This window comes from Idiomarina sp. OXR-189 (assembly GCF_034373425.1).
Lineage (GTDB): Bacteria > Pseudomonadota > Gammaproteobacteria > Enterobacterales > Alteromonadaceae > Idiomarina > Idiomarina zobellii.
On the sequence record NZ_CP139706.1, the window covers coordinates 1,385,799 to 1,410,561 of the forward strand.

The 24,763-nt window shown below is 46.3% G+C and carries 23 protein-coding genes; 6 read left to right on the plus strand and 17 right to left on the minus strand.

Annotation, left to right across the window (positions count from 1 at the left end):
• Position 1 precedes the first annotated feature (1 nt).
• Positions 2 to 2,368 (minus strand): phosphoenolpyruvate synthase, encoded by a 2,367-nt coding sequence (gene ppsA / locus UM402_RS06865; RefSeq protein WP_058579573.1) that lies wholly within the window; start codon positions 2,366 to 2,368, stop codon positions 2 to 4.
• A gap of 108 nt (positions 2,369 to 2,476) precedes the next feature.
• On the opposite strand from ppsA, the gene UM402_RS06870 reads away from it, so the two are divergent.
• A complete protein-coding gene (locus tag UM402_RS06870) occupies positions 2,477 to 3,286 on the plus strand; it encodes a pyruvate, water dikinase regulatory protein (protein ID WP_058579162.1) in 810 nt (269 codons plus the stop codon).
• 31 nt (positions 3,287 to 3,317) lie between these two features.
• Here the strand turns inward: UM402_RS06870 and UM402_RS06875 are convergent, their stop codons facing one another.
• The 7 genes from UM402_RS06875 to bioB all read right to left on the minus strand — a co-directional run bounded on the left by UM402_RS06875 (position 3,318) and on the right by bioB (position 10,156).
• Positions 3,318 to 4,115 (minus strand): DUF1338 domain-containing protein, encoded by a 798-nt coding sequence (locus UM402_RS06875; RefSeq protein WP_058579161.1) that lies wholly within the window; start codon positions 4,113 to 4,115, stop codon positions 3,318 to 3,320.
• Between the two features lie 40 nt (positions 4,116 to 4,155).
• Positions 4,156 to 5,514, minus strand: a complete 1,359-nt coding sequence (locus UM402_RS06880) for a class II 3-deoxy-7-phosphoheptulonate synthase (RefSeq protein WP_058579160.1) — start codon at positions 5,512 to 5,514, stop codon at positions 4,156 to 4,158.
• A gap of 72 nt (positions 5,515 to 5,586) precedes the next feature.
• Positions 5,587 to 6,444, minus strand: coding sequence for a protease HtpX (gene htpX, locus UM402_RS06885; protein WP_058579159.1), 858 nt, complete (start codon positions 6,442 to 6,444; stop codon positions 5,587 to 5,589).
• A gap of 57 nt (positions 6,445 to 6,501) precedes the next feature.
• A complete protein-coding gene (gene bioD / locus UM402_RS06890) occupies positions 6,502 to 7,176 on the minus strand; it encodes a dethiobiotin synthase (RefSeq protein ID WP_058579158.1) in 675 nt (224 codons plus the stop codon).
• A gap of 12 nt (positions 7,177 to 7,188) precedes the next feature.
• Entirely contained in the window at positions 7,189 to 7,974 is a 786-nt protein-coding gene (locus tag UM402_RS06895; RefSeq protein WP_058579157.1) for a methyltransferase domain-containing protein, read from the minus strand.
• A complete protein-coding gene (locus UM402_RS06900; RefSeq protein WP_058579156.1) occupies positions 7,971 to 9,107 on the minus strand; it encodes an aminotransferase class I/II-fold pyridoxal phosphate-dependent enzyme in 1,137 nt (378 codons plus the stop codon). Before UM402_RS06900 ends, UM402_RS06895 begins: the two co-directional genes overlap by 4 nt.
• 11 nt (positions 9,108 to 9,118) lie before the next feature.
• Positions 9,119 to 10,156 carry a biotin synthase BioB gene (gene bioB / locus UM402_RS06905; RefSeq protein ID WP_058579572.1) on the minus strand — a complete coding sequence of 346 codons (1,038 nt, stop codon included), beginning with the start codon at positions 10,154 to 10,156 and terminating at the stop codon, positions 9,119 to 9,121.
• A 102-nt stretch (positions 10,157 to 10,258) separates the two neighbouring features.
• On the opposite strand from bioB, the gene bioA reads away from it, so the two are divergent.
• Positions 10,259 to 11,551, plus strand: coding sequence for an adenosylmethionine--8-amino-7-oxononanoate transaminase (gene bioA, locus UM402_RS06910; protein WP_058579155.1), 1,293 nt, complete (start codon positions 10,259 to 10,261; stop codon positions 11,549 to 11,551).
• On the opposite strand, the gene UM402_RS06915 is transcribed toward bioA, so the two are convergent.
• Positions 11,548 to 11,883, minus strand: a complete 336-nt coding sequence (locus UM402_RS06915) for a hypothetical protein (protein WP_273267425.1) — start codon at positions 11,881 to 11,883, stop codon at positions 11,548 to 11,550. The genes bioA and UM402_RS06915 overlap by 4 nt on opposite strands.
• Before the next feature lie 130 nt (positions 11,884 to 12,013).
• On the opposite strand from UM402_RS06915, the gene asnS reads away from it, so the two are divergent.
• Positions 12,014 to 13,414: an asparagine--tRNA ligase gene (gene asnS / locus UM402_RS06920; protein WP_053953776.1), complete on the plus strand. Its 1,401-nt coding sequence runs from the start codon at positions 12,014 to 12,016 to the stop codon at positions 13,412 to 13,414.
• Here the strand turns inward: asnS and UM402_RS06925 are convergent.
• A complete protein-coding gene (locus UM402_RS06925) occupies positions 13,411 to 13,977 on the minus strand; it encodes a nitroreductase family protein (protein ID WP_058579153.1) in 567 nt (188 codons plus the stop codon). The genes asnS and UM402_RS06925 overlap by 4 nt on opposite strands.
• A 108-nt stretch (positions 13,978 to 14,085) precedes the next feature.
• Between UM402_RS06925 and sppA the strand changes: the two genes are divergently transcribed.
• From sppA to UM402_RS06940, 3 genes are read left to right on the plus strand one after another with little or no spacing between them, the layout of a single operon-like run.
• Positions 14,086 to 15,948 (plus strand): signal peptide peptidase SppA, encoded by a 1,863-nt coding sequence (gene sppA, locus UM402_RS06930; RefSeq protein ID WP_063744330.1) that lies wholly within the window; start codon positions 14,086 to 14,088, stop codon positions 15,946 to 15,948.
• A gap of 43 nt (positions 15,949 to 15,991) precedes the next feature.
• A complete protein-coding gene (gene ansA / locus UM402_RS06935; RefSeq protein ID WP_058579152.1) occupies positions 15,992 to 17,011 on the plus strand; it encodes an asparaginase in 1,020 nt (339 codons plus the stop codon).
• A gap of 40 nt (positions 17,012 to 17,051) precedes the next feature.
• Positions 17,052 to 18,398, plus strand: a complete 1,347-nt coding sequence (locus UM402_RS06940; RefSeq protein ID WP_058579151.1) for a sodium-dependent transporter — start codon at positions 17,052 to 17,054, stop codon at positions 18,396 to 18,398.
• A 58-nt stretch (positions 18,399 to 18,456) separates the two neighbouring features.
• On the opposite strand, the gene UM402_RS06945 is transcribed toward UM402_RS06940, so the two are convergent.
• From UM402_RS06945 to pabC, 7 genes are all read right to left on the minus strand, one after another.
• Positions 18,457 to 19,941 carry a bifunctional 2-methylcitrate dehydratase/aconitate hydratase gene (locus tag UM402_RS06945; protein WP_058579150.1) on the minus strand — a complete coding sequence of 495 codons (1,485 nt, stop codon included), beginning with the start codon at positions 19,939 to 19,941 and terminating at the stop codon, positions 18,457 to 18,459.
• 311 nt (positions 19,942 to 20,252) lie between these two features.
• Entirely contained in the window at positions 20,253 to 21,041 is a 789-nt protein-coding gene (locus UM402_RS06950; protein WP_053953781.1) for a TatD family hydrolase, read from the minus strand.
• Positions 21,042 to 21,058: 17 nt separating this feature from the next.
• Entirely contained in the window at positions 21,059 to 21,400 is a 342-nt protein-coding gene (locus tag UM402_RS06955) for a hypothetical protein (RefSeq protein WP_053953782.1), read from the minus strand.
• 28 nt (positions 21,401 to 21,428) lie between these two features.
• Complete coding sequence (locus UM402_RS06960; RefSeq protein WP_058579149.1) at positions 21,429 to 22,295, minus strand: DNA polymerase III subunit delta'; 867 nt, start codon at positions 22,293 to 22,295, stop codon at positions 21,429 to 21,431.
• Positions 22,295 to 22,912 carry a dTMP kinase gene (gene tmk, locus UM402_RS06965; RefSeq protein WP_058579148.1) on the minus strand — a complete coding sequence of 206 codons (618 nt, stop codon included), beginning with the start codon at positions 22,910 to 22,912 and terminating at the stop codon, positions 22,295 to 22,297. Before tmk ends, UM402_RS06960 begins: the two co-directional genes overlap by 1 nt.
• A 2-nt stretch (positions 22,913 to 22,914) precedes the next feature.
• Entirely contained in the window at positions 22,915 to 23,934 is a 1,020-nt protein-coding gene (gene mltG, locus UM402_RS06970) for an endolytic transglycosylase MltG (protein WP_058579147.1), read from the minus strand.
• Positions 23,931 to 24,740, minus strand: a complete 810-nt coding sequence (pabC, locus tag UM402_RS06975; RefSeq protein WP_322295269.1) for an aminodeoxychorismate lyase — start codon at positions 24,738 to 24,740, stop codon at positions 23,931 to 23,933. Before pabC ends, mltG begins: the two co-directional genes overlap by 4 nt.
• Positions 24,741 to 24,763 lie beyond the last annotated feature (23 nt).

Genomic DNA, 24,763 nt, shown 5'->3' on the forward strand with positions numbered 1-24,763 from the left:
CTTATAGGTGTTCCGACAAATACATCCAGGTTTCAATAACGGTGTCAGGGTTCAGTGACACAGAGTCAATGCCCTGCTCAACCAACCAAGCGGCAAAATCGGGATGATCCGACGGCCCCTGCCCACAAATTCCAACGTATTTACCACGTTTCTTAGCCGTTTGAATGGCCATAGCAAGAAGTTTTTTAACGGCTTCATTGCGTTCATCAAATAAATGCGCAATCACACCCGAGTCACGATCAAGCCCCAGGGTTAACTGAGTTAAGTCGTTAGAGCCAATAGAGAAACCATCGAATATATCGAGGAATTCGTCAGCAAGCAGTGCATTCGACGGCAACTCACACATCATAATGACGCGCAGGCCGTTTTCGCCCTGTTTTAAACCTTGCTCTTCCAGAAGCTCAATAACTTTCCGGCCTTCTTCAAGAGTTCGTACAAATGGGATCATAATTTCGACGTTCGTCAGTCCCATGTCGTTACGAACCCGTTTAATAGCTTCGCACTCTAATGCAAAGCAGTCACGGAATTCTTCAGAGATATATCGGGAAGCACCGCGGAATCCAAGCATAGGGTTTTCTTCGCCCGGCTCGTACTGACTACCACCAATAAGGTTGGCGTATTCGTTAGACTTAAAGTCAGACATACGAACAATGACACGTTCGGGTGAGAAAGCAGCACCTAAGGTGGCAATACCTTCTGCCAAACGCGCAACATAGTATTCGCGTGGACTGCTGTAGCCCGCCATCATTTGGTCGATAGTCGCTTTCAGGTCATCACTTTGTGCGTCATAGTTCAACAGCGCTTTCGGGTGCACACCTATCATGCGGTTAATAATGAACTCTAAGCGCGCTAAGCCAATACCCGCATGAGGCAAACTGGCAAAATCAAACGCGCGGTCGGGGTTGCCAACGTTCATCATAATTTTTAGCGGCAACGGAGGCATAGCATCAATCCGTGACTCGGTGACGTCAAAATCAAGCTGTCCCTGATAGATATAACCGGTATCACCTTCTGCACAAGAAACGGTTACTTCCTGCCCATTCGCAATATGGTCGGTTGCATCGCCACAACCTACGACCGCCGGAATGCCTAACTCACGGGCAATGATAGCCGCGTGACAAGTACGACCACCGCGGTTAGTAACAATGGCAGCGGCGCGTTTCATAATCGGTTCCCAGTCAGGGTCAGTCATGTCAGTCACTAACACATCACCCGGCTGAACCTTGTCCATTTCACTAATGTCATTCAGAACTCGTGCAACACCACGACCAATGCGCTGACCGATAGCACGGCCCTGGCAAACTACGTCACTCTTGCTTTTCAGAGCAAAACGCTCAATAGCCTGGCCTTTCTGATTAGACTGCACCGTTTCAGGACGTGCCTGAACGATATACAGCTTGCCATCAACACCATCCTTCGCCCATTCTATATCCATTGGACGACCATAGTGCTTTTCAATGATAAGCGCCTGTTTGGCCAGAGCTTCAACTTCGTCGTCAGTAATTGAGAACGTGCGGCTTTTCTCTGTGTCGATGTCTTCAATTAATGTCTGCTTACCGTGCGCACGATCTTCTGAGAAAATCATCTGAATTTTCTTGCTACCTAATGTGCGTCGCAATACCGACGGGCGCCCTGCTTCTAACGTTGGTTTATGAACGTAGAATTCATCAGGGTTTACAGCGCCTTGCACGACCATTTCGCCCAGTCCAAAAGACGAGGTAATGAAGACAACATCTTCGAAACCTGACTCGGTATCGATACTGAACATAACGCCCGAGGACGAAATATCGCTACGCACCATACGTTGAATACCCGCCGAAAGCGCAACACCCCGGTGGTCATAACCTTGGTGAACTCGATAAGAAATTGCCCGGTCGTTAAATAATGACGCGAAGACATGTTTTATGGCTTCCATCACATTGTCTAAGCCACGAACGTTCAGGAATGTTTCTTGCTGTCCCGCAAATGATGCATCAGGCATGTCTTCAGCCGTGGCTGAGCTACGTACTGCGAAACTGAATTCGTCGTTGTTTTCGCTCAGCGTTTCAAATGCTGATTTAATGGCCTGTTCGAACTCAGACTGGAATGGCGTGTCAATTATCCACTGACGAATTTTTTGACCGGCTTGCGTCAGTGCTTGAACATCATCGACATCGAGGCTGTCGAGCAAATCGTGAATGCGGTCGTTAAGACCACTTTGCTCCAAAAACTGATTATAAGCTTCGGCTGTGGTCGCAAAACCTCCGGGAACTTCTACTCCAGCACCGGATAAGTTGCTGATCATTTCACCCAGAGAGGCGTTTTTGCCTCCCACTCGATTAACGTCCTGCATTCCCAGATCTTGGTACCACACTACGTATTCTTGCACGTCACAGTCCTCAATTAATTTTTTAGGCATGGAAGTGTCGGGTATTTTACACTTTATAGCTCAACAAGTTAATATCGCTGTATTAATCCTTTGTAAAAGAGACTTAACGTGCGCTACGCCTTTTATATTTCTGACGGCACGGCACTGACCGCTGAGGCCTTTGGTCATGCCCTGCTCTCAATGTTTCCGGTAATATTCGAGCATAAAACGCTGCCCTTTATTGATACACAAAAAAAAGCAGAAAATGTCTGTAAAACTATTCAAAAGGCAAAAGAAGAGAGCGGCGAGCCGCCGCTGATATTCCATACCTTCGTTAATGAAACGCTAAAGTCAAAAATCACGAATTGCGGGGGCGTTTGCTATGACTTCCTGGATCACTTTGTGACACCGGTTGAGAAAGAGCTTAACGTTAAAGCCGAACCGAAGACCCACCGCACTCATGGTGTCCATAAGAATTATAATTTCCGAATAGATGCCATTAACTACGCCCTTGATAACGACGACGGTAAACGTCTCAACCAGCTTGATAAGGCGGATCTTATTCTGGTAGGCGTTTCAAGAACGGGTAAAACGCCGACAAGCCTTTACTTGGCCATGCAATACGGTATTAAGGTCGCCAACTATCCGCTTACCGACGACGATGACTTTGAACGTTTGCAGTTACCCAAAGAGCTGAAAATGCACAGGCATAAAATTTTTGGTCTAACGCTCAGCTCTCAGCGCCTGCATGAAATACGCAGTCAGCGTAGGGAAGGCAGCCGTTATGCATCGTTAGCACAGTGTCGGTTTGAGTTGGCTGAAGTCGAAAAATTGTACCGCCGGGAAGCAATACCTTTTATCAATTCAACGCATTATTCGGTCGAAGAAATTGCTGCGAAGATTCTTGCGAAGACCAACTTAGAACGGCACCGCTATTAGTGCCGTTCCGTTATTAACGCTTATTTTGCGCTTATTTTGCGTTAGTACTTTCAAAGATTTTGTCTGCAGACGCCGCAACAAAACCGGTGTAGAGCTTACCAGGTTCTATTTCATAGCGTTTCGCAAACTCATAGAAACAGCTGGGAATGCTGACCGTTTTATCAGAGAACTCAACATCATGGCGGTCAGCCATAGTCGATGACTGCTCAAGGTAGACCTCAGGCGAACCTTTGATTTCACCACCAGAGGTGTTCAGGGTAAAGCCGTTGTCTTTTAGCTTCTGATTAACCTGTTCCAGTGACTCGTAGCCCGGAAGTTGGTTAACGCTGACAGTAAAGTGGTTTGCGCAATAGCCGAACGCCGACATCCAAGCAGCGTATTCACTTTCTTCTAACAGCGCCTGATAGTCTTCATGGCTGACTTTCCAGTGGGTTCCTGAGTACAAAAAGTCAGGTTTCTTAGTGTCTTCTTCAGAGACTTGCGCAACAATATCCTTCACTTTAGCTTGCAACTCGTCAGAAAACTCGCTGGTCATTAACTCACTAATAAAGACTTTTGGCAGCTCAGGGTCGTCATGCTCGAAGTGTTTAGCGCGAAGCTTTTTCGCTTCAAAGTGATAATCGCCGCCTTCCTTGTAGCCTAAATCGAGAAAGTGCTGTGCCAGAACTTCTAAGCCAACCGGAGCAATATCGAATGTTCTGAAGGCGACGTGATCGTTAATGATCGGGTGTCCTTCACCCAGAATTTTGTGTACTTTTTCTGCCGATGGCGTGCGAGATAAGTAATCTTGCCACAAATTCTCAAATAACTGCTCTACCTGCTGTGACATACAACGGTTGTCCTCTTATAGATTCAATGAAATAGAAAATTTAGCCTTCGCCATTGCGGGCTGCTTTCAGCGATTCGGCCACTAAGAATGCCAATTCTAACACTTGATCGGCATTAAGTCGTGGATCGCACTGCGTGCGGTAGCGGCTCGATAAGTCTTCTTCGCTGATTTTATAGGCCCCGCCAGTGCACTCAGTCACGTCTTCCCCGGTCATCTCTAAATGAATACCGCCGGGATACGTGCCTTCTGACTGGTGAATAGCAAAAAACTGTCTCAATTCTTTATGAATGGCGTCGAACGATCGCGTTTTCAAGCCATTGTCAGCTTTTATAGTGTTGCCATGCATTGGATCACTCGACCAGATAACATTGCGACCCTCTTCTTTTACGCGACGCACCAGGCGTGGCATGTTATCCGCCAGATTGTCTGCGCCCATGCGGGTAATGAGTGTTAAGCGCCCTGCTTCATTATCCGGATTAAGCGCATCGATAAGGCGAATAAGCTCGTCCTCCGGCATTTTCGGACCTACCTTCACACCAATTGGGTTATTAATGCCGCGCATAAACTCGACATGAGCATGGTCCAATTGGCGCGTACGTTCCCCTATCCAAACCATGTGTGCCGAACAGTCGTAAGGTAAACCTGTAAGAGTGTCGGTACGTGTTAAGGCTTGCTCGTATGGCAGTAATAAGGCTTCGTGCGACGTAAACAGCGACGTTTCATGAATGGTTGCATTGTTATCGGCATTAATACCAAGCACTTCCATAAAGCGCAGTGCTGATTGTATTTCTTCCGCAATTTGCTGATAACGTTCTTTCAGCGGATTTGAAGCTATGAAGCTTAAGTTCCACTTGTGAACCTTATGCAGGTTTGCCAAACCGCCCTGCGCAAAGGCTCGCAGTAGGTTTAAGGTTGCCGCCGAGTGATGATACGCCTTAAGCATGCGCTCAGGGTCTGGTTCACGGGAGGCTTGGTTAAAATCAGAGCCATTAATAATATCGCCGCGATAACTTGGCAGGTTAACACCATCAACAGACTCAAAGTCACTGGAGCGCGGCTTAGCATATTGCCCCGCCATTCGTGCGACTTTGGTTACCGGACACGAACCCGCGAAGGTCATTACAATGGCCATTTGCAGAATAACTTTAAAAGTGTCTCTTATTTTTGGGGCATTAAAGTCGCTAAACGACTCAGCGCAGTCACCGCCCTGGAGCAGAAAACCATTTCCCTGGCAGACATCGCTTAGTTGATTTCTCAGCGCACGAATTTCTTCCGCGAACACTAACGGCGGGAACTGGCTTAGTTGCCTTTCGACATCATGCAGCTGTTGTTCGTTTTGGTAGCTGGGTTGTTGTTGAATTGGCTTATCGCGCCAGCTGCGCGCACTCCACTGTGCCATAAAATTAACTTCCGACTTTTTTCACTGTATAAGATGTACGAATGTACGGTGTCCGCCATTGAAAAGCAACGACTAACGCCGTTGCTCAAGTGCATGAATACGCTCTTCCAAAGGCGGATGGCTCATAAATAATTTGCCAATGGTTGATCGTTTACCTTTAATGCCAAAAGCCAACATGGTGCCATCCAGCTCAGACTCGCGACCTTGCTGCAAACGGCGTAATGCGGCGATCATTTTCTGCTTACCCGCTAAGTCTGCGGAGCCTGCGTCGGCTCTGAACTCACGCTGACGCGAGAACCACATCACAATCACGCTGGCCAGAATACCAAAAACAACTTCCAGCAACATGACTAAGCCATAATAAGCCAGACCACCACGTTGGTTATCACCGCGTGCAATGGCGCTGGCGATGATCCGCGCAAAAAACATCACAAAGGTATTCACCACACCTTGAATTAAGGTCAGTGTGACCATGTCGCCGTTAGCAATGTGACTGACTTCGTGCGCCAGCACAGCTTCCACTTCGTCTGCGTTCATGCTTTGTAAAAGACCGGTGCTTACCGCAACCAATGAATGGTTCTTGCTGCGCCCCGTCGCAAAAGCATTTGGCGACGGTGACTGATATACAGCAACCTGAGGCATCGGTATGCCTGCTTTTTGTGCTTGCTGCTGAACTGTTCTTATCAGCCATTCTTCTGACTGGTTCTGAGGCTGCTCAATTACCCGCGCTCTGGTTGACCGAATGGCCATCCAGCGAGATATCCAAAGCGAAACAAACGCACCACCAAAGCCAAATAAAGCACAAAAAATCAATAAACCAACAGAGCCACGAGCATCGATTCCGGTCGCCGCAATGACAATATTAAAAACAACGCTAACAACCAATAAAATAGCTAAGTTGGTTGCTAAAAACAGCAGGATTCTTTTCATCCTAGTCTCCGTTAAAAATAGTCACAGTTACCGATATGTAGGCGCTTAGTATTAAGTTCAATACACCAGTGAAAATTTACTGGCTAAATTTTGTGCCTGCCAATCGGGAATATAAGGCAGCACTGCTATCGGTTTTGACCTCAATACAGCGATTAATGTTTCCAAGTTTTCGGTTTGTCTGGGCATGGGCACCTCAGAAGTTTGTACAGCAGCCCAGCCCGCTAAATCACACCCAGACGCTTTAATGGACTGTGCGCTAAGTAACGCGTGATTCAAGCACCCTAACTTTAAGCCCACCGTTAAAATAACTTTTGCAGACAAGCGCTTAACCAGCTCTGGCATAAAGTGAGAATTAGATAAAGGCAACTGCCAGCCCCCTGCACCCTCTATGACTAAAGCATCCACGTTACTTTGACGAATTTCGTCAACGGTCTGTTGAAGCTTATCCAAAGATATTTCTACATTCTCATCTGCAGCGGCAATATGAGGCGCAATTGCAGGTTTAAAGGTATAAGGGTTAACCTGCTTATAGGGCTGAGTAACGTTTGCAACCTTCATTAACGCTAAGGCGTCTGAGTTTTTTAGTTGCCCGTCGGTCATCTCGCAACCGGAGGCAACCGGTTTTATAACAGCGACTTTTTGTCCGCATTCCACTAAATACTGAACAAAGCCGCACGCTGCGACTGTTTTACCTGCATCTGTGTCAGTACCAGTTATAAAATAAATATCCATGTTAACTATTAATCAACCATGCTTAACTAAAACTATATTGATAATATGCCATTCCAATGGTAATCCATCACTTGTTCTGTAGGTCTCATAAGCATTTTCTAAAGTTTGGAACTTAGATTTTGTCATCAAACCTGAACTGTTATCTCGTTTTACCAAACTGGCCCCCACCCCTTTTATACTGGTTAGCAAAGCACGTAAATTGGAAAAATGCTGAACGTGATCCTGCGTATAAAAGGTTTTATGCAACCACGGGAAAGCTTCTGTCGCTTGGGTAATATCCGCTAGTGTTGAAAAATTATTGATATGAGGTTTGCTGTCGACCTCAGCCCAACTGTTTTGTAAAGAAGAAAAGGTACCCGGAAGCAATGTGTTCACCGTGGCAATACCACCAGGTTTAAGCGCACGGTAAACTTCCGCAAACGCCGTGTTTAAATCATCCACCCATTGCAATGATAAATTCGCAAATACCCAGTCGACACTCTCATTGGCTAAAGGCAGCGCAGTCCAATGGCCTTGTAACCAGCTCAAGTGAGGGTTTAACGTCTGAGCCTGTGCCAGCATCTCTCTTGAAATATCAATACCAAGGTATTGCTGGCTGTAACGTTCAAGCCGCATTGTTTCAGCGGCGGGACCACAGCCAATATCAACAATGGTTTCCGGACTGATAGGCTTGACTGCGTTGGCGTAGCCCAATAAGTCGAGAGCGGCTTTTCTTTGAATTTCGTCATGCTGAGCATAGCTCGTCGCCGCACGATCAAAATGCTGTGCAACGGCTTTATCAAAATTAAGCGGCTTCATAATGCGTTGTCACGCTCCAGTAACCCATCCACCACATGCCAAAACTGACTGATATGAGCAGGCTGCATATTGCTGTTTAAACTAAAGCGAATTCGGGGTGAATGCTTAGGTACCGTGGGGTGAACAATAGCGCGACATAAATAGCCCAAGCTGCTTAACTCGCCAGCCATTCGCTTGGCGGACTCTTCGCTTTCAAACAGCCAGCTTTGAATTGGAGTTGAAGACTCAATATAGACTAACCCGCGACGAGACATCTCTAATTGAAACTGCTGCGCCAATTGTGCCAAGTGCTCTCGCTTCTCGCGCCCTTCCTGGTCCTTTATAATCATTAAGGCGGCACTTGCTGCGGCAGCTTGCGCCGGTGGCATTGCCGTTGAATAGATATATTCTCTGCAGAACTGAATCAGCGCTTCAATGGTGTCTTGGTCTGCACAAACAAACGCCCCGCCAACGCCAAAAGCTTTGCCGAAAGTCCCTGTCATGATGTCAGCCACGCCCAAATCATTCGATAATGCGCCTTTGCCGCTATCACCAAGGACACCAATGCCATGCGCATCGTCCACCATAACCGTGGTGCTTGGCTTACGTTTTTTCAGTTCGATTAATTGTTTAATGCCGGCGTCATCGCCGTCCATGCTGAAGACACCTTCTGTCACCAGCCAGTCGCCGGGCTTCAATGCCTCAGCAATGGTCAGTGGTTGACTGTGGGCATAGCGCTTAAACCGCTGACGACTTTGCGTTATACCGTCAATCAAAGACGCATGAACCAGTTTATCCGCGTATATTTTGCTGGTGTCACTAACCAAAGTGTTCAGAACCCCGACATTTGCTCCGAAGCCAGAAGAAAAGAGTAATCCAGCCGGCTTCTCCAGCCACTCTGAAAGCTCTGCTTCGAGCCGTTGGTGCGCCAAGCTATAACCACTTAATAACGGAGAACCCGTGCTTCCGACGCCCCATTCATTAGCCGCATCAACGAACTGTTTCTTAACTTCTGGGTGCTGACTTAACCCCAGATAATCATTTTTAGAAAAGTCGAGTACAACACTGCTTTCCCTTGCTGCTCGGCAGCGCCGCCGACGCATTTGCGGCGACGACATTCGTTGCTTAAGTTTCTGGCGTAGCGACTCGTGCATTGGCTGTTAATTTAAGATGCGTCGTAGAAACGAACCGGCTGCTCTTGTTCAGCAATGGCATCTTCAATTACAGCCGTATGTACCTCGTCATCATAGCCATCGGTCTGCTCTGGTGTAATGCCTAAGCGCTCGAACAAACGAAGGTCAGCATCTGCTTCGGGGTTGGCTGTGGTCAGTAGTTTCTCACCATAAAATATCGAGTTAGCACCAGCTAAGAAACATAGCGCCTGCATTTCGTCATTCATATCTTCACGGCCAGCCGACAAACGAACATGCGACTGCGGCATTAGAATACGGGCAACAGCAACAGTACGTACGAACTCAAAATTATCTAAGTCTTCGAGCTTAGCGAAAGGCGTTCCTTCAACTTTCACCAACATATTAATGGGTACACTTTCAGGGTGCTTAGGTAAGTTAGCGAGCTGCACCAACAATGAAGCGCGATCTTTCACACTTTCTCCCATACCAACGATGCCGCCTGCACAAACTTTCATACCAGCGTCACGAACATTGGTCAGGGTGTCAATGCGGTCCTGATAAGTTCGTGTGGTAATAATGTCGCCATAAAACTCCGGCGAGGTGTCCAGGTTATGGTTATAGTAATCAAGCCCGGCCTGTTGCAGCAGCTTCGCTTGCTCTGCACTCAGCATGCCCAGTGTCATGCAACTTTCTAAACCCAGCTCTTTAACGCCTTTAATCATTTCCATAATGTAAGGCATATCTCTGTCTTTCGGGTTACGCCATGCAGCCCCCATACAAAAACGACTGGCTCCTTTGTCTTTCGCCGCTTGCGCTTCCTGCAAGACACTTTCAACAGCCATCAATCGCTCCCGGTCAAGTCCGGTATGGTAATGCGCGCTCTGTGGACAATATTTGCAGTCTTCAGGACACGCTCCGGTTTTAATAGAAAGCAGCGTACTGACCTGTACTTCATTCGGGTTAAAGTGCTCTCTGTGAACACTCTGGGCTTTGAACATTAAGTCGTTAAACGGAAGCTGTAGTAAATTCTGGACTTCTTCAATGGTCCAGTCATTGCGAATGGCAGACATATTAATAATCTCGTCATTTGAACAGTTAATGTCGCATAGAATATGCGTTATCATTCCCCTGTCAATTTACACAAGCATATAAACTTTACAACTGGGTAATTTATGACCTCATCAAGCCGTTTAAGTAATGAAGCCTTCGACCGCCAACATTTATGGCACCCTTATACCTCAATGAGTCACCCACTACCGTCCTATGAAGTGAGCTCAGCAAAAGGTGCCACTATTACCCTTAAAAGCGGCGAGCAGCTTATTGACGGAATGTCCTCCTGGTGGGCGGTCATTCACGGCTATCGTAACCCACGGTTGGATAAGGTTGCCCATCAACAAATAGATACCGTCAGCCATGTGATGTTTGGGGGGCTGACTCACGAGCCGGCAATTAAACTGGGGCGACAACTGGTTGATATGCTGCCCGCTCCGTTAGAGAAAGTGTTTATTGCAGATTCAGGCTCTGTCAGTGTCGAAGTGGCCATAAAAATGGCCCTGCAGTACTGGTTGGCGCAGTCACGCCCTGAGAAGTCTAAGCTGTTAACCATAAAAGGCGGTTATCACGGTGACACCTTCAAAGCTATGTCGGTGTGTGACCCGGAAAATGGCATGCACAGCTTTTTTAATAAAGCCATTGCTACGCAAATTTTTGCTGATGCCCCTGAGTTAACACCCGACGATGAATGGGATGAAACTTCTGGCCAGCAGTTGACACTATGGTTCGAACAGTTCCATAAAGAATTAGCCGCCGTTATTCTTGAACCTATTGTTCAGGGTGCCGGCGGCATGCGTTTTTACCACCCTAACTACCTGAAACTTATACGAGCGCTTTGTGATAAATTCGAGGTGCTGCTCATTGCCGATGAAATTGCCACTGGCTTTGGTCGAACCGGAAAATTATTTGCCTGCGAACACGCCGAAGTAACGCCCGATATCATTTGTCTTGGTAAAGCGTTAACGGGTGGCTATATGACGTTAGCAGCAACCGTCACGACCGCAAAGGTCGCTGAAACTATCGGGCAAGGCCCTGCTGGTGGCGCGCTCATGCACGGACCTACTTTTATGGGGAACCCCCTAGCTTGCGCTGTCGCATCCGAGTCATTAGCCATAGTTAGTGAAGGCAATTGGCAGCAGCAAGTGAGTACCATAGAGAAACACCTCAAAGAGAAGTTACTGCCTTTAAATGAGCTAAGCTCCGTGCGCGAAGCACGAGTTTTTGGTGCTATTGGTGTGTTGGAGATGGAACAGACAATCGACGTCGCTGAAGCGCAGCGTTTATTCATTAAACACGGCGTTTGGATACGCCCTTTTGGTCGGCTGCTTTATATTATGCCGCCTTATATTATTAGCGAGCAGGAGTTATCAACGTTATGCTCGGCAATGGCTGACTACGCAAAAAGCGTTTAAAAGCTGAAGAAATAAAGTGATAAGCCACCCAGGCAGCTTAAAATAAGTATCACCAGGTTCACCCAAATATGCTGTTTATGCTGCCTAAAGAGCACAAAGTTGAGCGCCAGGCTTATAAGGCTAATCACTAAGCCAATGCAAAGTGTGATAACAAATAAGTCGCCTAGTGTTATATGCCAGTAATCCCGAACCGGAATACCAAAGATTTGTGTCAGTATGGTATTACGCTCGGGCTTTGCGTAATTAAAGACGACTGTAGCGATGACAAACACTATCCAGCCAACAATGCACAGCAAACCAAGTACTCGTGACCAAAAAGGTACTTTTTTCAAGTCGTTTATAGAGCCCCTTTTCATAATTTTTCTCTCTGTTAACGGGGTTATACTTGAGTCTGCGCCAATCCGAGGTAACATAGCAACCTTTGATTCGCAAAATAGTGTAAATTTCGGAGAATAGAAACCCATGTCGTATGCTTCTGTAGTGGATATTCTGGAAGGCAAAATCCCCGTCGATGAAACGGTAACGGTTCGCGGTTGGGTGCGTACGCGCCGTGACTCAAAAGCGGGTATTTCGTTTATTAATGTGCATGATGGCTCCTGTTTCGAAGCCGTTCAAGCCGTTGTTCCTGCTGAGCTTCCTAACTACAGTAATGAAGTGCAAAAGCTGACTACGGGTTGTTCTGTTGCTATTACCGGTGTGGTCGTTCCTTCTCAGGGGCAAGGTCAGTCGTTCGAGCTGCAAGCGACGAAAGTCCACGTTTATGGTTGGGTCGAAGATCCAGACACCTATCCGATGGCGCCGAAACGTCACAGCATGGAATACTTGCGTGAATACGCCCATTTGCGCCCAAGAACCAACATTACCGGCGCAGTGATGCGTGTTCGTAACTCTTTGTCGCAAGCTATTCACCGCTTCTTTCACGAAAACGGCTATTTATGGGTTAGCACCCCTATTATCACCACGTCAGATTGTGAAGGCGCTGGTGAAATGTTCCGTGTATCAACGTTAGATTTACTCAATGTACCGAAAACAGAAAAGGGTGAAGTCGATTTTTCTGAAGACTTCTTTGGTAAAGAAGCCTTTTTGACCGTATCGGGTCAGCTAAACGTTGAGTCTTATGCGTGCTCGTTGTCTAAGGTCTATACCTTTGGGCCAACGTTCCGCGCTGAAAACTCGAATACCAGCCGCCACTTGTCCGAGTTTTGGATGGTCGAGCCAGAGCTTGCTTTCGCATCACTTGATGATGTCGCTGACTTAGCTGAAGACATGCTTAAGTATGTTTTCAAAGCAGTCCTTCAAGAGCGCCCTGACGACATGGAGTTTTTCGCTAAACGCATTAACTCAGAAGCCGTCAGTCGTTTAGAAGCCATTGTGAACAGCAACTTCGTTCACATGGATTACACAGACGCTATTGAGATTCTGAAAAACTGCGGCAAGAAATTTGAATACCCGGTTGAATGGGGCGTCGATTTGCAATCTGAACACGAGCGTTACTTAGCCGAAGAGCACGTTGGCGCGCCGATTATTTTGAAAAACTATCCGCGTGATATTAAAGCGTTCTATATGCGCCAAAACGAAGACGGAAAAACCGTTGCTGCAATGGACGTATTAGCTCCGGGCATTGGTGAAATTATTGGTGGTTCTGCTCGCGAAGAGCGTTTAGATATTCTTGATAAGCGTATTGAAGAAATGAACCTACCAATGGAAGAGTATGAGTTTTATCGTGACCTTCGCCGCTACGGTACCGTCCCGCATGCAGGCTTTGGGCTTGGTTTTGAACGCTTAGTTGCTTACGTCACCGGCGTACAAAACATTCGCGATGTCATTCCTTTCCCACGTGCTCCTAAAAGTGCTGAGTTTTAACTCAGCACTTTATCTTTTGCTGAAACAAAATACGGTTCAGCATCTTTTTCAGGTTTTATTGGCGTAGGTACAGCAGGCGTGCCTACGTACAAAAAGCCAACAATAGCGTCGTCTTCAGCTAAACCCAGCTGCTCTTTGACGTAATCATCTTCCGCGGTCCAACCGGTACGCCAAATTGCCCCGAGTCCCTGCGCAAAAGCCGCTTGCTGCATGCCATGAACAGCACAAGCAACGGTACATAGCTGCTCTTCACGCGGTACTTTCGGATGCTCTTGATACCTTAGACAGGCCGCTATCACTAAAGGAGCACGGAACGGTAACTGCCCCGCTTGCTCAACAATGGTTTCAGAAAAGTCATTAATACGCGCCGCCTGCTGATAGATGTCAGCCAGAATTCCACGATCCTTTCCCTGAAATTGTATAAACTCGTACGGCGCTAACGACATATGATCGGGTGCTCTCACCGCTGACTTTTTTATTAGCTCCAATTGTTCGACGCTGGGCCCAGGCTCTATCAGCCGTGGCATTGAAGAGCGCGTTGTTAATAACTCTACTGCATCCATATATCAACCTTTATCATTATGTAACGGTTCGTTACATTCTCCGGCTAGCTTGCATAGACCACTTTCGATATGCTTAAGACATTTCTTAAATAACAATGAGTGATAGCTATGCGTTCAGTGAGCTCAATCTTTAAATATATTTGGCGAATAATCAACGGTACCCGAAAGGTCATTATAAATTTAGTCTTCTTTATTGTGTTGGCTATTTTCCTGGCCAGCATGATAAGTGGCGAAGACCCTATTGAAGTGCCTGAAAACGGCATACTGGTACTTAACCCACAAGGTATTCTCGTTGAAGAAGAAACCTGGGTCTCTCCTATTGATAAATTCTTTTCTGAAGCACTTGGCGGCGGTGATGATATTCCCGAAGTATTAGTGGCCGATGTTGTAGAAAGTATTGAGATGGCTCAGAACGATGATCGTATTGGCGCGCTTTACTTAGATCTTCAGGGTCTCTACCCAAGTGGCATTAATAAACTGAGCGCTGTTACTGAGGCATTAGAAGAGTTCAGAACCTCAGGTAAGCCCATTATTAGTAACGCCGATTACTATGCGCAACATCAGTATTATATTGCAGCCCACGCTGATCAGCTTTATTTAAACCCAATGGGTGGTGTCGTTTTTGAAGGCCTTGATTACAACCAGGTTTACTTTAAAGAGTTGCTTGAGAAGCTAAAAGTTAAGCCGCACGTTTTTAAAGTCGGTAAATTCAAGGCTGCGGTTGAACCCTTTATTCGTAACGACATGTCAGACGAAGCCCGGGAAGCCAATGAAACGTTATATAGCGAGTTATGGGCCGAGTTTCGTAATAGCGTTACTACCACTCGTAATATCAACCCTCGCTTAACCAGTGGCAAAATTGATGATTACATGGCCGCGTTTGACGAAGCAAACGGCGACATGGCACGCATGGCATTAGACAACAACTTAGTCGATGCACTGAAAACACGCACTGAGGTTCGTAATGAGCTTATTAATTTGGCGGGGCTTGACGAAGAGAAAGAAACGTTCAAGCACATTACTTTTGATAACTACCTGACCGCGCAAAAACCACCAATGCCGGCACCAAAAGCAAAAGACAAACCGAAGATCAGTGTTGTTGTTGCGCGAGGCCAAATTGTCGACGGTTCTCAAAAAGCCGGTATGATTGGTGGCGACAGTACCGCTAAACTTATTCGCGATGCCCGTAATGACGAAAACACCAAAGCCATTGTGCTTCGCATTGACAGCCCGGGTGGCAGCGCTTTCGCATCAGAAATTATTCGTCAGGAGTTATTGCAAGCAAAAGAAGATGGTATTCCGGTTGTAGCATCAATGAGCTCAGTCGCGGCCTCAGGCGGTTACTGGATTGCCGCAGATGCTGATAAAATCATTGCTTCCCCTACTACCATTACCGGCTCTATCGGTGTGTTTGGATTACTGATGAACCTGGAAGACAGCCTTGCGGCTATTGGTATTCACAGTGACTCTATCAGCACCACTGAAATTGAATCCATAAACCCTATGGAAGAAATGACAGACTACCAGCAAACGATGATTCAAAAGTCGGTGGAAAATACCTACGACAACTTCTTAAGCCTTGTCGCTAACGCCCGTAATATGAGCAAAAATGACGTACATGAAATAGCTCAGGGCCGTATCTGGACAGGTCGTCAAGCAATGAAACGTGGTCTGGTTGATACCTTAGGTGACTACGACGACGCTATTAAACTAGCAGCAGAGCTAGCCTCTATTGAAAAGTATGATGTGAATATTGTTCAGCAGAAATTGTCACCACAAGAGCAGTTCTTTGCTGAACTGTTTAACAATAGTGCGGCTAGCAACTTGTTACCTAAGGTGAGTCGTGACAATAGTAGTGATTGGTTATTGAAGCTATTCAGTGACGTTCAGTCTGAAACAGCGGTACTGAGAAATTTCAACGACCCGAAAAACATTTACTCATACTGTGCACTGTGTCCGCAACCGCGTTAGAATAATCGACATTCGTTACTAAGAATGTCGACAGGAGACGCAAGTGCCTCGTAAAAAGATATATGTTGCTTATACCGGTGGAACCATAGGTATGAAAAAATCGGAACAAGGATACGTTCCGGTTGCGGGGCACTTAAGTGATTGCGTACAAAAAATGCCGGAGTTTTTCAGGGAAGAAATGCCGGAGTTTGTTATTCATGAATACTGTCCTTTGATGGACTCCTCAAACATGACACCGGCTGACTGGGTCACAATAGCCCGGGATATTGAGAACAATTACTCGGACTATGACGGATTCGTCATCCTCCATGGTACCGATACCATGGCCTATACAGCATCAGCGCTATCGTTCATGCTACAGAATCTCAATAAGCCAGTCATCGTTACCGGTTCACAAATTCCTTTAGCAGCACTGCGTTCCGATGGTCAAACGAACTTGCTGAATGCCCTTTACGTTGCTGCTAACTATCCGATTCCGGAAGTCGGCCTGTTTTTTAATAACACCTTATTTCGCGGAAATCGTTCAACGAAGTCGGATGCTAATGGCTTTAATGCGTTTTCATCACCCAATTTCCCTTCGTTGCTGGAAGCTGGCATACAAATTCGCTTAAATGCCGGTCAACTTTCCGAAACAGATGCCAAACCGAGTGAGCTCAACGTGGTTGAAATGACGCCACAGCCTATCGGCGTGGTCATGCTTTATCCGGGCATTTCACCTGACATAATCGACAACCAGTTAAAGCAGCCGGTGAAGGCACTTATTCTGCAAAGTTATGGCGTCGGCAATGCGCCGCAAAACGATGCTCTGCTTTCTGTTTTAAAGCGCGGTATCGATAACGGAATTACAATTTTAAATTGCACACAGTGTTTCCGTGGGCGCGTTGATATGGATGGTTATGCTACCGGCAATGCACTGGCAAAGCTTGGCTTAGTGTCCGGCTCCGATATGACCATTGAAGCCGCGCTAACCAAGTTACATTACCTACTGTCGCAAGACATTTCTCACAATGAAATTCAAAAACTATTACAGAAGAATTTACGCGGCGAATTAACTCCGCCATAATCGAGCACTGACTCAAATCAATAATAATAACAATATTACTATGGCTAAAAATACGTCTCCGGCTTTCGCCTCACGATTAGGCTTTATTCTCGCAGCTGCCGGCTCCGCCGTTGGGGTTGGCAATATATGGGGCTTTCCAACTCAGGCAGCCAGTAACGGCGGAGGCGCCTTTTTACTGGTTTACCTCATTATGATTGCCATTCTCGCCTACCCTATGCTTGTGGCAGAAGTCACCATCGGCCGAATTCGTCAAAACAACCCAATTGAAGCGTTAAGAAATTTATCCGATAAAGCCTTCTTCAGAGGAACCGGAGCTATAGCCGGGGTCGTCGGGCTTATCGTCCTTAGTTTGATTTTAAGTTTTTATGCCATCGTATCCGGCTGGCTTATTTCGTATATGATATCGCCGCTACTTATCTTCGTTGGCCTGCCGGACACTGCCGCATGGTTTGTCGAATTTTCAGAAGCCAGAAATATGGCGACCATGGTCTTCTTTATGCTGTTAACCGTCTACGTGGTGCGTTCAGGTGTCAATAACGGCATAGAACGCTGGTCACGACGGCTCATGCCAATGCTGTTTGTCCTCTTAATTGGTATGTCAGCATACATTCTGACTCAGGAAGGCGCTCTTGAAGGCCTTAAAATGTATTTAGTCCCTGACTTTTCCCAAATTAGCGACCCGCAACTTATCATACGAGCCATGGGTCAGGCCTTTTTCTCATTATCGCTAGGTGTTTGCGTAATGATGACTTACGGCGCCTATCTATCGAATAAAGAGAATATTCCTAAAACAGCCGCCTGGGTTGCTGGTATAGATACCAGCGTGGCCTTTTTAGCCGGGCTTTTAATTTTACCCGCTATGTTCGTTGCTCAGTCCAATGGCGTTCAAATATACGCAGATGACGGTACCCTGCTCTCCGCCGATACACTGGTATTTACCGTATTACCCTCAATGTTTGACACACTTGGAACGGCAGGCTTATTCGTCTCGTTCGGCTTCTTTTTATTGATGGTTATAGCAGCCATTACATCCTCTATTTCTATGCTGGAAGCACCGGTAAACGCATTGCGCGAAGAAGCTCGCTGCGACAGAAGCTCAGGGGTGTGGATAGTCACTCTTATTGTCACCGCTATTTCGACTACAATTATTTATAATTTTGAGGTCTTATTTGGGGCGGTAGTCACATTCAGCACCGTTTATATGCAGCCAATAATGGCTCTGGTGTTCGCTATTATGCTGACTTGGGTCTTACGCCAGAATCACCTGCTGAAAGCTTTAAAGCAAGGTTCACCGGATATCGATAAAAGCTGGTTCTGGAAAATATGGCCCTGGTACGTCAAATTTGTTTGCCCGGTGCTTATTCTTTTGATTATTTGGAAAGGCTGAATCAACTTAAGGATAAAGAAATAAAGGCTGTCGCAAGTGACGACAGCCTTTATTGCCATTAAATAACCCATTTATCCATAAAACTATCGACCGGCATTTGGTCAAACGAGTCGTTTTCAGTACACAGCTTAAATATCTCATTCGCCTGACTTGCCGGGAACCGCTTACTTAAGCTCGCTTTAAATTTTTCTTTGAGTACAGGAATACCCTCGTCACGGCGGTTGCGATGCCCTATTGGGTACTCCACTGCCACCGTTTCTGTTTTAGTGCCATCTTTGAAGAAGACTTGTACCGCGTTGGCAATGGAGCGCTTATCCGGATTCAGATAATCTTCACTGTACTGACGGTCTTCTTCGACGACCATTTTTTCTCGAAGAGCATCGATTTCCGGATGCGCCTGATGAAATCCGTCCTCATAGTGATCAGCATTCAGTTCCCCCCAAATTAAGGGCACTGCGGTCATATACTGTAAGCAATGATCCCTATCTGCGGGGTTAGCCAGCTCCCCTTCTTTGGAGATAATACGAATCGCAGATTCATGTGTCGTAATAACGACTTTCTCTATGTCGTCTACCTTACCTTTTACATCGGAATGAAGCGTTACTGCAGCTTCACACGCTGTTTGAGCATGAAACTCTGCCGGGAAAGACAGTTTAAACAGAATGTTTTCCATAACGTAACTGCTGTAATCGCGCTGAAACTTAAATTTTCGATCTTCTTCGTCTTTCAGCTTCTGATCTTTATTTGTCTTACTAAAGAGAACATCATAAAAACCCCATTGTGGCGCAGTCAAAGCGCCGGGGATTCCCATTTCACCACGCATCGTTATATCTGACAGACGCACTGCCCGAGAGGTGGCATCCCCCGCTGCCCACGATTTACGGGAGCCCGCATTGGGTGCATGGCGATAAGTCCTCAATGACTGACCATCGACCCAAGCCTGAGACAGCGCTGCCATAATTTGCTCTTTGCTGGCACCCATTAGCCAACTAACAACAGCTGTTGACGCCACTTTTACCAGTACAACATGGTCAAGCCCAACTCGGTTAAAGCTGTTTTCTATGGCCAGATTACCCTGTATTTCATGGGCTTTTATCATGCCTTCCAGCACGTCTTTAATAACAAGAGGTTTAAGCCCACGGCTGCGTCGCTGCTGAGAAATGAAGTCGGCGGTCGCTAAAATGCCACCTAAATTATCAGACGGGTGTCCCCATTCTGCCGCCAGCCAGGTATCATTGAAATCCAGCCAACGAACAATGCAGCCTATATCCCACGCAGCTTTAACGGGGTCTAAAGAAAACTGTGTACCAGGAACACGAGCGCCATTGGGAACCTGTGTCCCTTGTACCAGTGGTCCCAAATGTTTGGCACATTCCGGATAACCTAATGCCAACATACCGCAGCCCAGCGTATCCATAAGGCAGTACTTCGCCGTACTCCAGGCTTCTTCGCTTGTGACGTTATAATTCATTACATAGTCGGCGATATCGACAATGACGTCGTCGTAATCGGGACGTTTATTTTGTTCGACAGTCGTAGGCATTATGACTCCTTAATTCAAAGGGTGACTCAAATAGCTACGGAGCTAATCGGTTGATTGATCGCTCTTTTCGTTTATTTTGGATAAAAAAAACCCGGAACCAATCCAGATTGTTCCGGGTATAGGGGAATGGCTCATGGGATGAGCCGTGCGCTAACTCATGATAAAACAGTCTCATTTATCCTGCTTAAAATTCATCCAACAATTTTTAGTTTAGACAATAATCGAAGGATGTCTAATTTTTTTACAGTTTCTTTTAACTTTATGTTTTTGAACAATTAAAAATGTTTTATCGACAAGTTATACACAGCTCATTAAGATGCTTTAAACAGCTTATAAAAGTTCTCAGTGGTCACGCGTGCAACCTCTTCCAGCGTAATACCTTTAACGTCTGCTACGCATTTTGCGACATCAGTAACGTAGGCCGGCTGATTCACTTTGCCACGATGAGGCACCGGTGCTAACCAGGGGCTGTCAGTTTCAATAAGTAGTTTGTCTAAAGGCAATGCTTTAACTGTGTCTCTTAATTCCGATGCATTTCGAAAAGACGCAATACCAGAAATGGAAATATAAAAGTCTAATGAGTCGATGGCTTCTTTTGCCATTTCGTAAGACTCGGTAAAGCAATGTAAAACACCGCCAGGTTTATCCGCGTGGCCTTGTTTTAACATAGCCAGGGTATCTTCACGGGCTTCCCGGGTATGAATAATAAGAGGTTTATTCAACTGCCCTGCTACAGCAATGTGCTGCTCGAAGTTGTTTTGTTGTTTCACTTTCGAGTCCGGATCATAAAAGTAATCCAACCCTGTTTCACCAATGGCAACAACCCTTGGTTCGCTGGCTAGCTCTGTTAACTTTGCCGCCATTTCATCAGCGCCCATGCTCTCTTCATTGACGTAAAGGGGATGCACACCGCAGGATATAGAAACATTGTCATACGCAGAAACGGTATCGCGCATTTGCGGGTACTCATCGAGCGTGACACAAACACACAGCATATGCTCCACGTTATTTTTGCGGGCATTCTCTACTAATCCAGCCAGGTCTGTACCGACTTTCTCTGGGTCAATACGATCTAAATGACAATGCGAATCAACAAACATCCAGTGCTCCGTTGCAATTAAGTTGCGCAAGAATTTAATAATGAACGGAACAGTTTACCATATTCAGACTTATGCTTGTGAGTCAGATAGTTTAATCGATGCCCTGTCGCCAGGTCTTTGGGGAGCAAGGTTAAAACGCAGGGCAACTGCCTGTTTTCAAACAGCCAGGTCACTTGTGTGCTGAAGTAAAAAGGACACGGCCGATCATGCAATGTCAGCGACACATCAAGTCTTTCTCCCAACTTATAGTAATGTTCACTGGTTTCAGGCATTAAAAATGATGTGTATTTAAAGAGTGGCACCATTCGCGTTGCCAACTCGTGAGCAGACTCAAGCTCAACAGATATAACGTGGGACATAAAGGCTCCGTTTATTGCAACAGGAGCCTTATTCTTCACCCAGCAGAAAGTGTGACCAGCGGCTCCAGATAAGGGTTAATAATAACGGCAAATTAACGCCGGGGGAGCCCTGATATGTCTGACGTAACTGTCGGCATTCCGATACCCATTGACTGAGATGCGACGCAGTCAACCAAGAGCATTGCGTTAATCGTTCATACCGCTCTCGCACGCCAGGAAAGTAAAAACGCTCAGCGGGAAGCCGGTTTAACTGAGCGAGCATATCGGATGCTAAGCGCTCAGACGTATTCAACCACTCTGCCGCAACTGCTTTGTCTTTTAGCTCAGGTAGTGGGGTCAGCTTATGCAAAGCGTCGAATAGCTCCGCAGCTTGCGCAGTTTGTTCATCAGTTTGTTCGGCTTCAGGGTAAGGAATGCTGAGCCACTGCATGCGGCTTCGCAATGTTGGCAATAATTGTTCAGGCTCTTTCGTTGATATTAGCCAACAGGTATCAGCAGGCGGCTCTTCAAGTACTTTCAGTAAAGCATTAGACGCCTGCTCAGTCATTTTTTCAGCTTGCAAAATAACGGCAACTTTAAAACCGCCCTGGTTTGCCTTATTCACAATGTTTTTTTGTAGGTCTCGAACCTCATCAACCCCAATGCGACTGGCTTCTGTGCCATCGAGTGTCCAGGTATCCGGATGGTTTCCCGCGGCGTACAGCAAGCACGATTTACATTGGTTACAAGCACTCTTCCCTTTCGACTGGCAAAGCAAATACTTGGTGAACTGCTCAATGAAGCTGTTACTGCCTTTGTCCGGGTAGTGTTTTAAGTAATACGCATGGGCTAACCGATTGCTTTCAAAAGCAGTCACTAAACGTAACCATGCATCGCGTAACCAGGGAGCGGCCATTAAAACAAATTCTCCTCAAGGGTTCTTAGAATGGCTTTATGCACTTTTAACATAGGTTGATTTGCATCTATCACAAAAATCGACGGGTCTTTCGCCGCAATGTTCAGGTAGGCCTGCCGTGTTCGTTTAAAAAACGCCAAGTCCTCTTCTTCTATTCTATCCAGCTCGCCTCGCTCCCTGGCTCGCTCAAGGCCCACTTCCTCATCAACATCCAGTAAGATGGTCAAATCCGGATAAAAGCTGTCCAGTGTTAATTCACGCAGCTTTTGTAACAGTTCATCGCCAAGCTGTCTGCCACCGCCCTGATACGCCCGCGATGATAAATCATGACGATCACCAATAACCCAAGTGCCATTCATTAAGTGTGGCTTAATGACATTTTCGACTAGCTGTACACGGCTAGCGTACATGAGCAGCAGCTCGGTTGTCGGGACTAAGGTTTCATCCCACTTTTTCTTGACCAAGTCGCGTAACGACTCAGCCAACGGCGTTCCACCGGGTTCGCGCACGGCTTCAGTTTCAATACCTTTAGCTTGCAAATGCGTGATCACATTGGCGATAGCAGAACTTTTACCTGCTCCCTCCAGACCTTCAATAACAACAAACTTCCCTTTCATATTTACTCTTTATTTAGTTGGTAACGGCGTACAGCTTTATTATGTTCTTCCAGCGTTTTTGAAAACACATGACCACCCGTGTCATCAGCAACAAAATAATAATACGGCGACTCATCAGGGTTTGCGGCTGCTTCTAACGAAGCCCGACTTGGCATAGCGATAGGTGTCGGCGGTAACCCATTAATTCTATAGGTGTTATAAGCCGTTTTCTCACGTAAATGTGCGCGTGTTAGATTACCGTCGAAGTTTTCAACACCGTATATTGTTGTCGGATCGGACTGCAAGCGCATGCCAATAGCAAGTCGGTTTGCGAACACGCTGGCAACCAAACTTCTCTCACCCGCTATGCCCGTCTCTTTCTCAATAATTGACGCTAAAACTAATAATTCATAAGGCGAGTCAACCGGACAATCATCTGAGCGTTCATTCCATACGTCAGCTAATGTGCGCTGCATTGACTCGTATGCGTCTCTTAAAATGCTCTCAGCTGACGAATACGCTCGATAAGTATAAGTTTCGGGCAATAGAAGACCTTCTAACGAATCATAAGAAGCTCCTAACTCAGTTCTTAACCTGTCAGCAGCCGTTTGCGCGTCACCCGTTAAATAAGTTGCCTCGTTCAACTTCAATAGCCACTGTTCCAGTGTGTGACCTTCCACCAGAGTAACCGAAAACTGAAGTTCGTCGCCGTTTGCGAGTTTTCTCCATACATCAAACCAATTATGCGTTGGCTTAATCTCGTAAACACCTGCTCTTAAATGACTTACCCCGCCAAGTAAGCGGCTAAAACCATAACTCAGCTGTGTATTATTTAGCACGGATTTATCAAGTGAGTAATGCTGAGTAACTTGTGCAACAACGTAGCGGGCATGCTTTCCTTTAGGAAACTCAAGCACAAGTGGTTCACTTTGATTGGCATTTCCAAAAGGCTGAGATAAATAATAGTAACCGTAGCCAAGCACTCCTGCGCCAATGACAATAAAAAAAAGAGCGATTAAAAACAAACGTTTAAGTAAAGTCATAAAGCCAGGCGTTGTATCTTCTTGGGTAACGGATTCTTTTCGAATACTTTACCATTAAATGAGTGAACAGGAACAGCGCCTCGGACGCTGTTGCAAATGAAAATTTGCTCTGCGCACGCCAGTTCAGTCGCTGTACAATCTTTTACGCTAAGGTTAGCGAGCGCATTGCTTTCTATGATGTATTGCCGCATAACGCCATTAACCCCTGCCGTTGTCAGTGACGGTGTAAACCACTGGTCACCCATCCGCCAAAATACATTACCTTGAATAGCCTCTATAACAGTGCCGTCACTGGTACAAACAATTAGGTCATCAACGCCTTTTTCCGACTTTTCAGCACTGAGCAACACTTGTTCTAAGCGATTTAATGTTTTTAGTCCCGCAAGCATAGGCTGTTGCGCCAAAACAAAGTCAGCCAACTCAATATCTAGAGGTTTTTGGGGTGTCGGTAATGAGCTTACCTGAATGTATTCATTGGCTTCTGCGCGGCTATCAAAGCCATAACCCTGGGCACTACTTCCCCGAGTTATAATCACCTTACACACCCCTTCCTCAACCTCTGCTGCCAATGTCTTCAACCGAACCTGTAAAGTGCTTATTGCCGGGTAATGGATGCGTAAAGCGTCGTTGGCATGAGCCAGTCGGGCAATATGTGCGTCTAAGTGCTCTGGAACACCATTAACAATACGAAGAGTGGTGAAATGGCCATCGCCAAACTGAAGCCCTCGGTCAAGAGCATCGGGGTCAATTGGGTGAGTATTAAAAAACTGTTTTATCAGTGTCATAACGAAAATAGGCGGAACCAAGGTTCCGCCTATTGTCTCAATAA

Excerpts from the sequence above, each read along its gene's own strand:
- UM402_RS06875 (WP_058579161.1), bottom strand. The coding sequence starts at position 4,115 with ATGTCACAGCAGGTAGAGCAGTTATTTGAGAATTTGTGGCAAGATTAC.
- UM402_RS06880 (WP_058579160.1), bottom strand. The coding sequence starts at position 5,514 with ATGGCACAGTGGAGTGCGCGCAGCTGGCGCGATAAGCCAATTCAACAA.
- htpX (WP_058579159.1), bottom strand. The coding sequence starts at position 6,444 with ATGAAAAGAATCCTGCTGTTTTTAGCAACCAACTTAGCTATTTTATTG.
- bioD (WP_058579158.1), bottom strand. The coding sequence starts at position 7,176 with ATGGATATTTATTTTATAACTGGTACTGACACAGATGCAGGTAAAACA.
- UM402_RS06895 (WP_058579157.1), bottom strand. The coding sequence starts at position 7,974 with ATGAAGCCGCTTAATTTTGATAAAGCCGTTGCACAGCATTTTGATCGT.
- UM402_RS06900 (WP_058579156.1), bottom strand. The coding sequence starts at position 9,107 with ATGCACGAGTCGCTACGCCAGAAACTTAAGCAACGAATGTCGTCGCCG.
- bioB (WP_058579572.1), bottom strand. The coding sequence starts at position 10,156 with ATGTCTGCCATTCGCAATGACTGGACCATTGAAGAAGTCCAGAATTTA.
- bioA (WP_058579155.1), top strand. The coding sequence starts at position 10,259 with ATGACCTCATCAAGCCGTTTAAGTAATGAAGCCTTCGACCGCCAACAT.
- asnS (WP_053953776.1), top strand. The coding sequence starts at position 12,014 with ATGTCGTATGCTTCTGTAGTGGATATTCTGGAAGGCAAAATCCCCGTC.
- UM402_RS06925 (WP_058579153.1), bottom strand. The coding sequence starts at position 13,977 with ATGGATGCAGTAGAGTTATTAACAACGCGCTCTTCAATGCCACGGCTG.
- sppA (WP_063744330.1), top strand. The coding sequence starts at position 14,086 with ATGCGTTCAGTGAGCTCAATCTTTAAATATATTTGGCGAATAATCAAC.
- UM402_RS06940 (WP_058579151.1), top strand. The coding sequence starts at position 17,052 with ATGGCTAAAAATACGTCTCCGGCTTTCGCCTCACGATTAGGCTTTATT.
- UM402_RS06945 (WP_058579150.1), bottom strand. The coding sequence starts at position 19,941 with ATGCCTACGACTGTCGAACAAAATAAACGTCCCGATTACGACGACGTC.
- UM402_RS06950 (WP_053953781.1), bottom strand. The coding sequence starts at position 21,041 with ATGTTTGTTGATTCGCATTGTCATTTAGATCGTATTGACCCAGAGAAA.
- UM402_RS06955 (WP_053953782.1), bottom strand. The coding sequence starts at position 21,400 with ATGTCCCACGTTATATCTGTTGAGCTTGAGTCTGCTCACGAGTTGGCA.
- UM402_RS06960 (WP_058579149.1), bottom strand. The coding sequence starts at position 22,295 with ATGGCCGCTCCCTGGTTACGCGATGCATGGTTACGTTTAGTGACTGCT.
- tmk (WP_058579148.1), bottom strand. The coding sequence starts at position 22,912 with ATGAAAGGGAAGTTTGTTGTTATTGAAGGTCTGGAGGGAGCAGGTAAA.
- mltG (WP_058579147.1), bottom strand. The coding sequence starts at position 23,934 with ATGACTTTACTTAAACGTTTGTTTTTAATCGCTCTTTTTTTTATTGTC.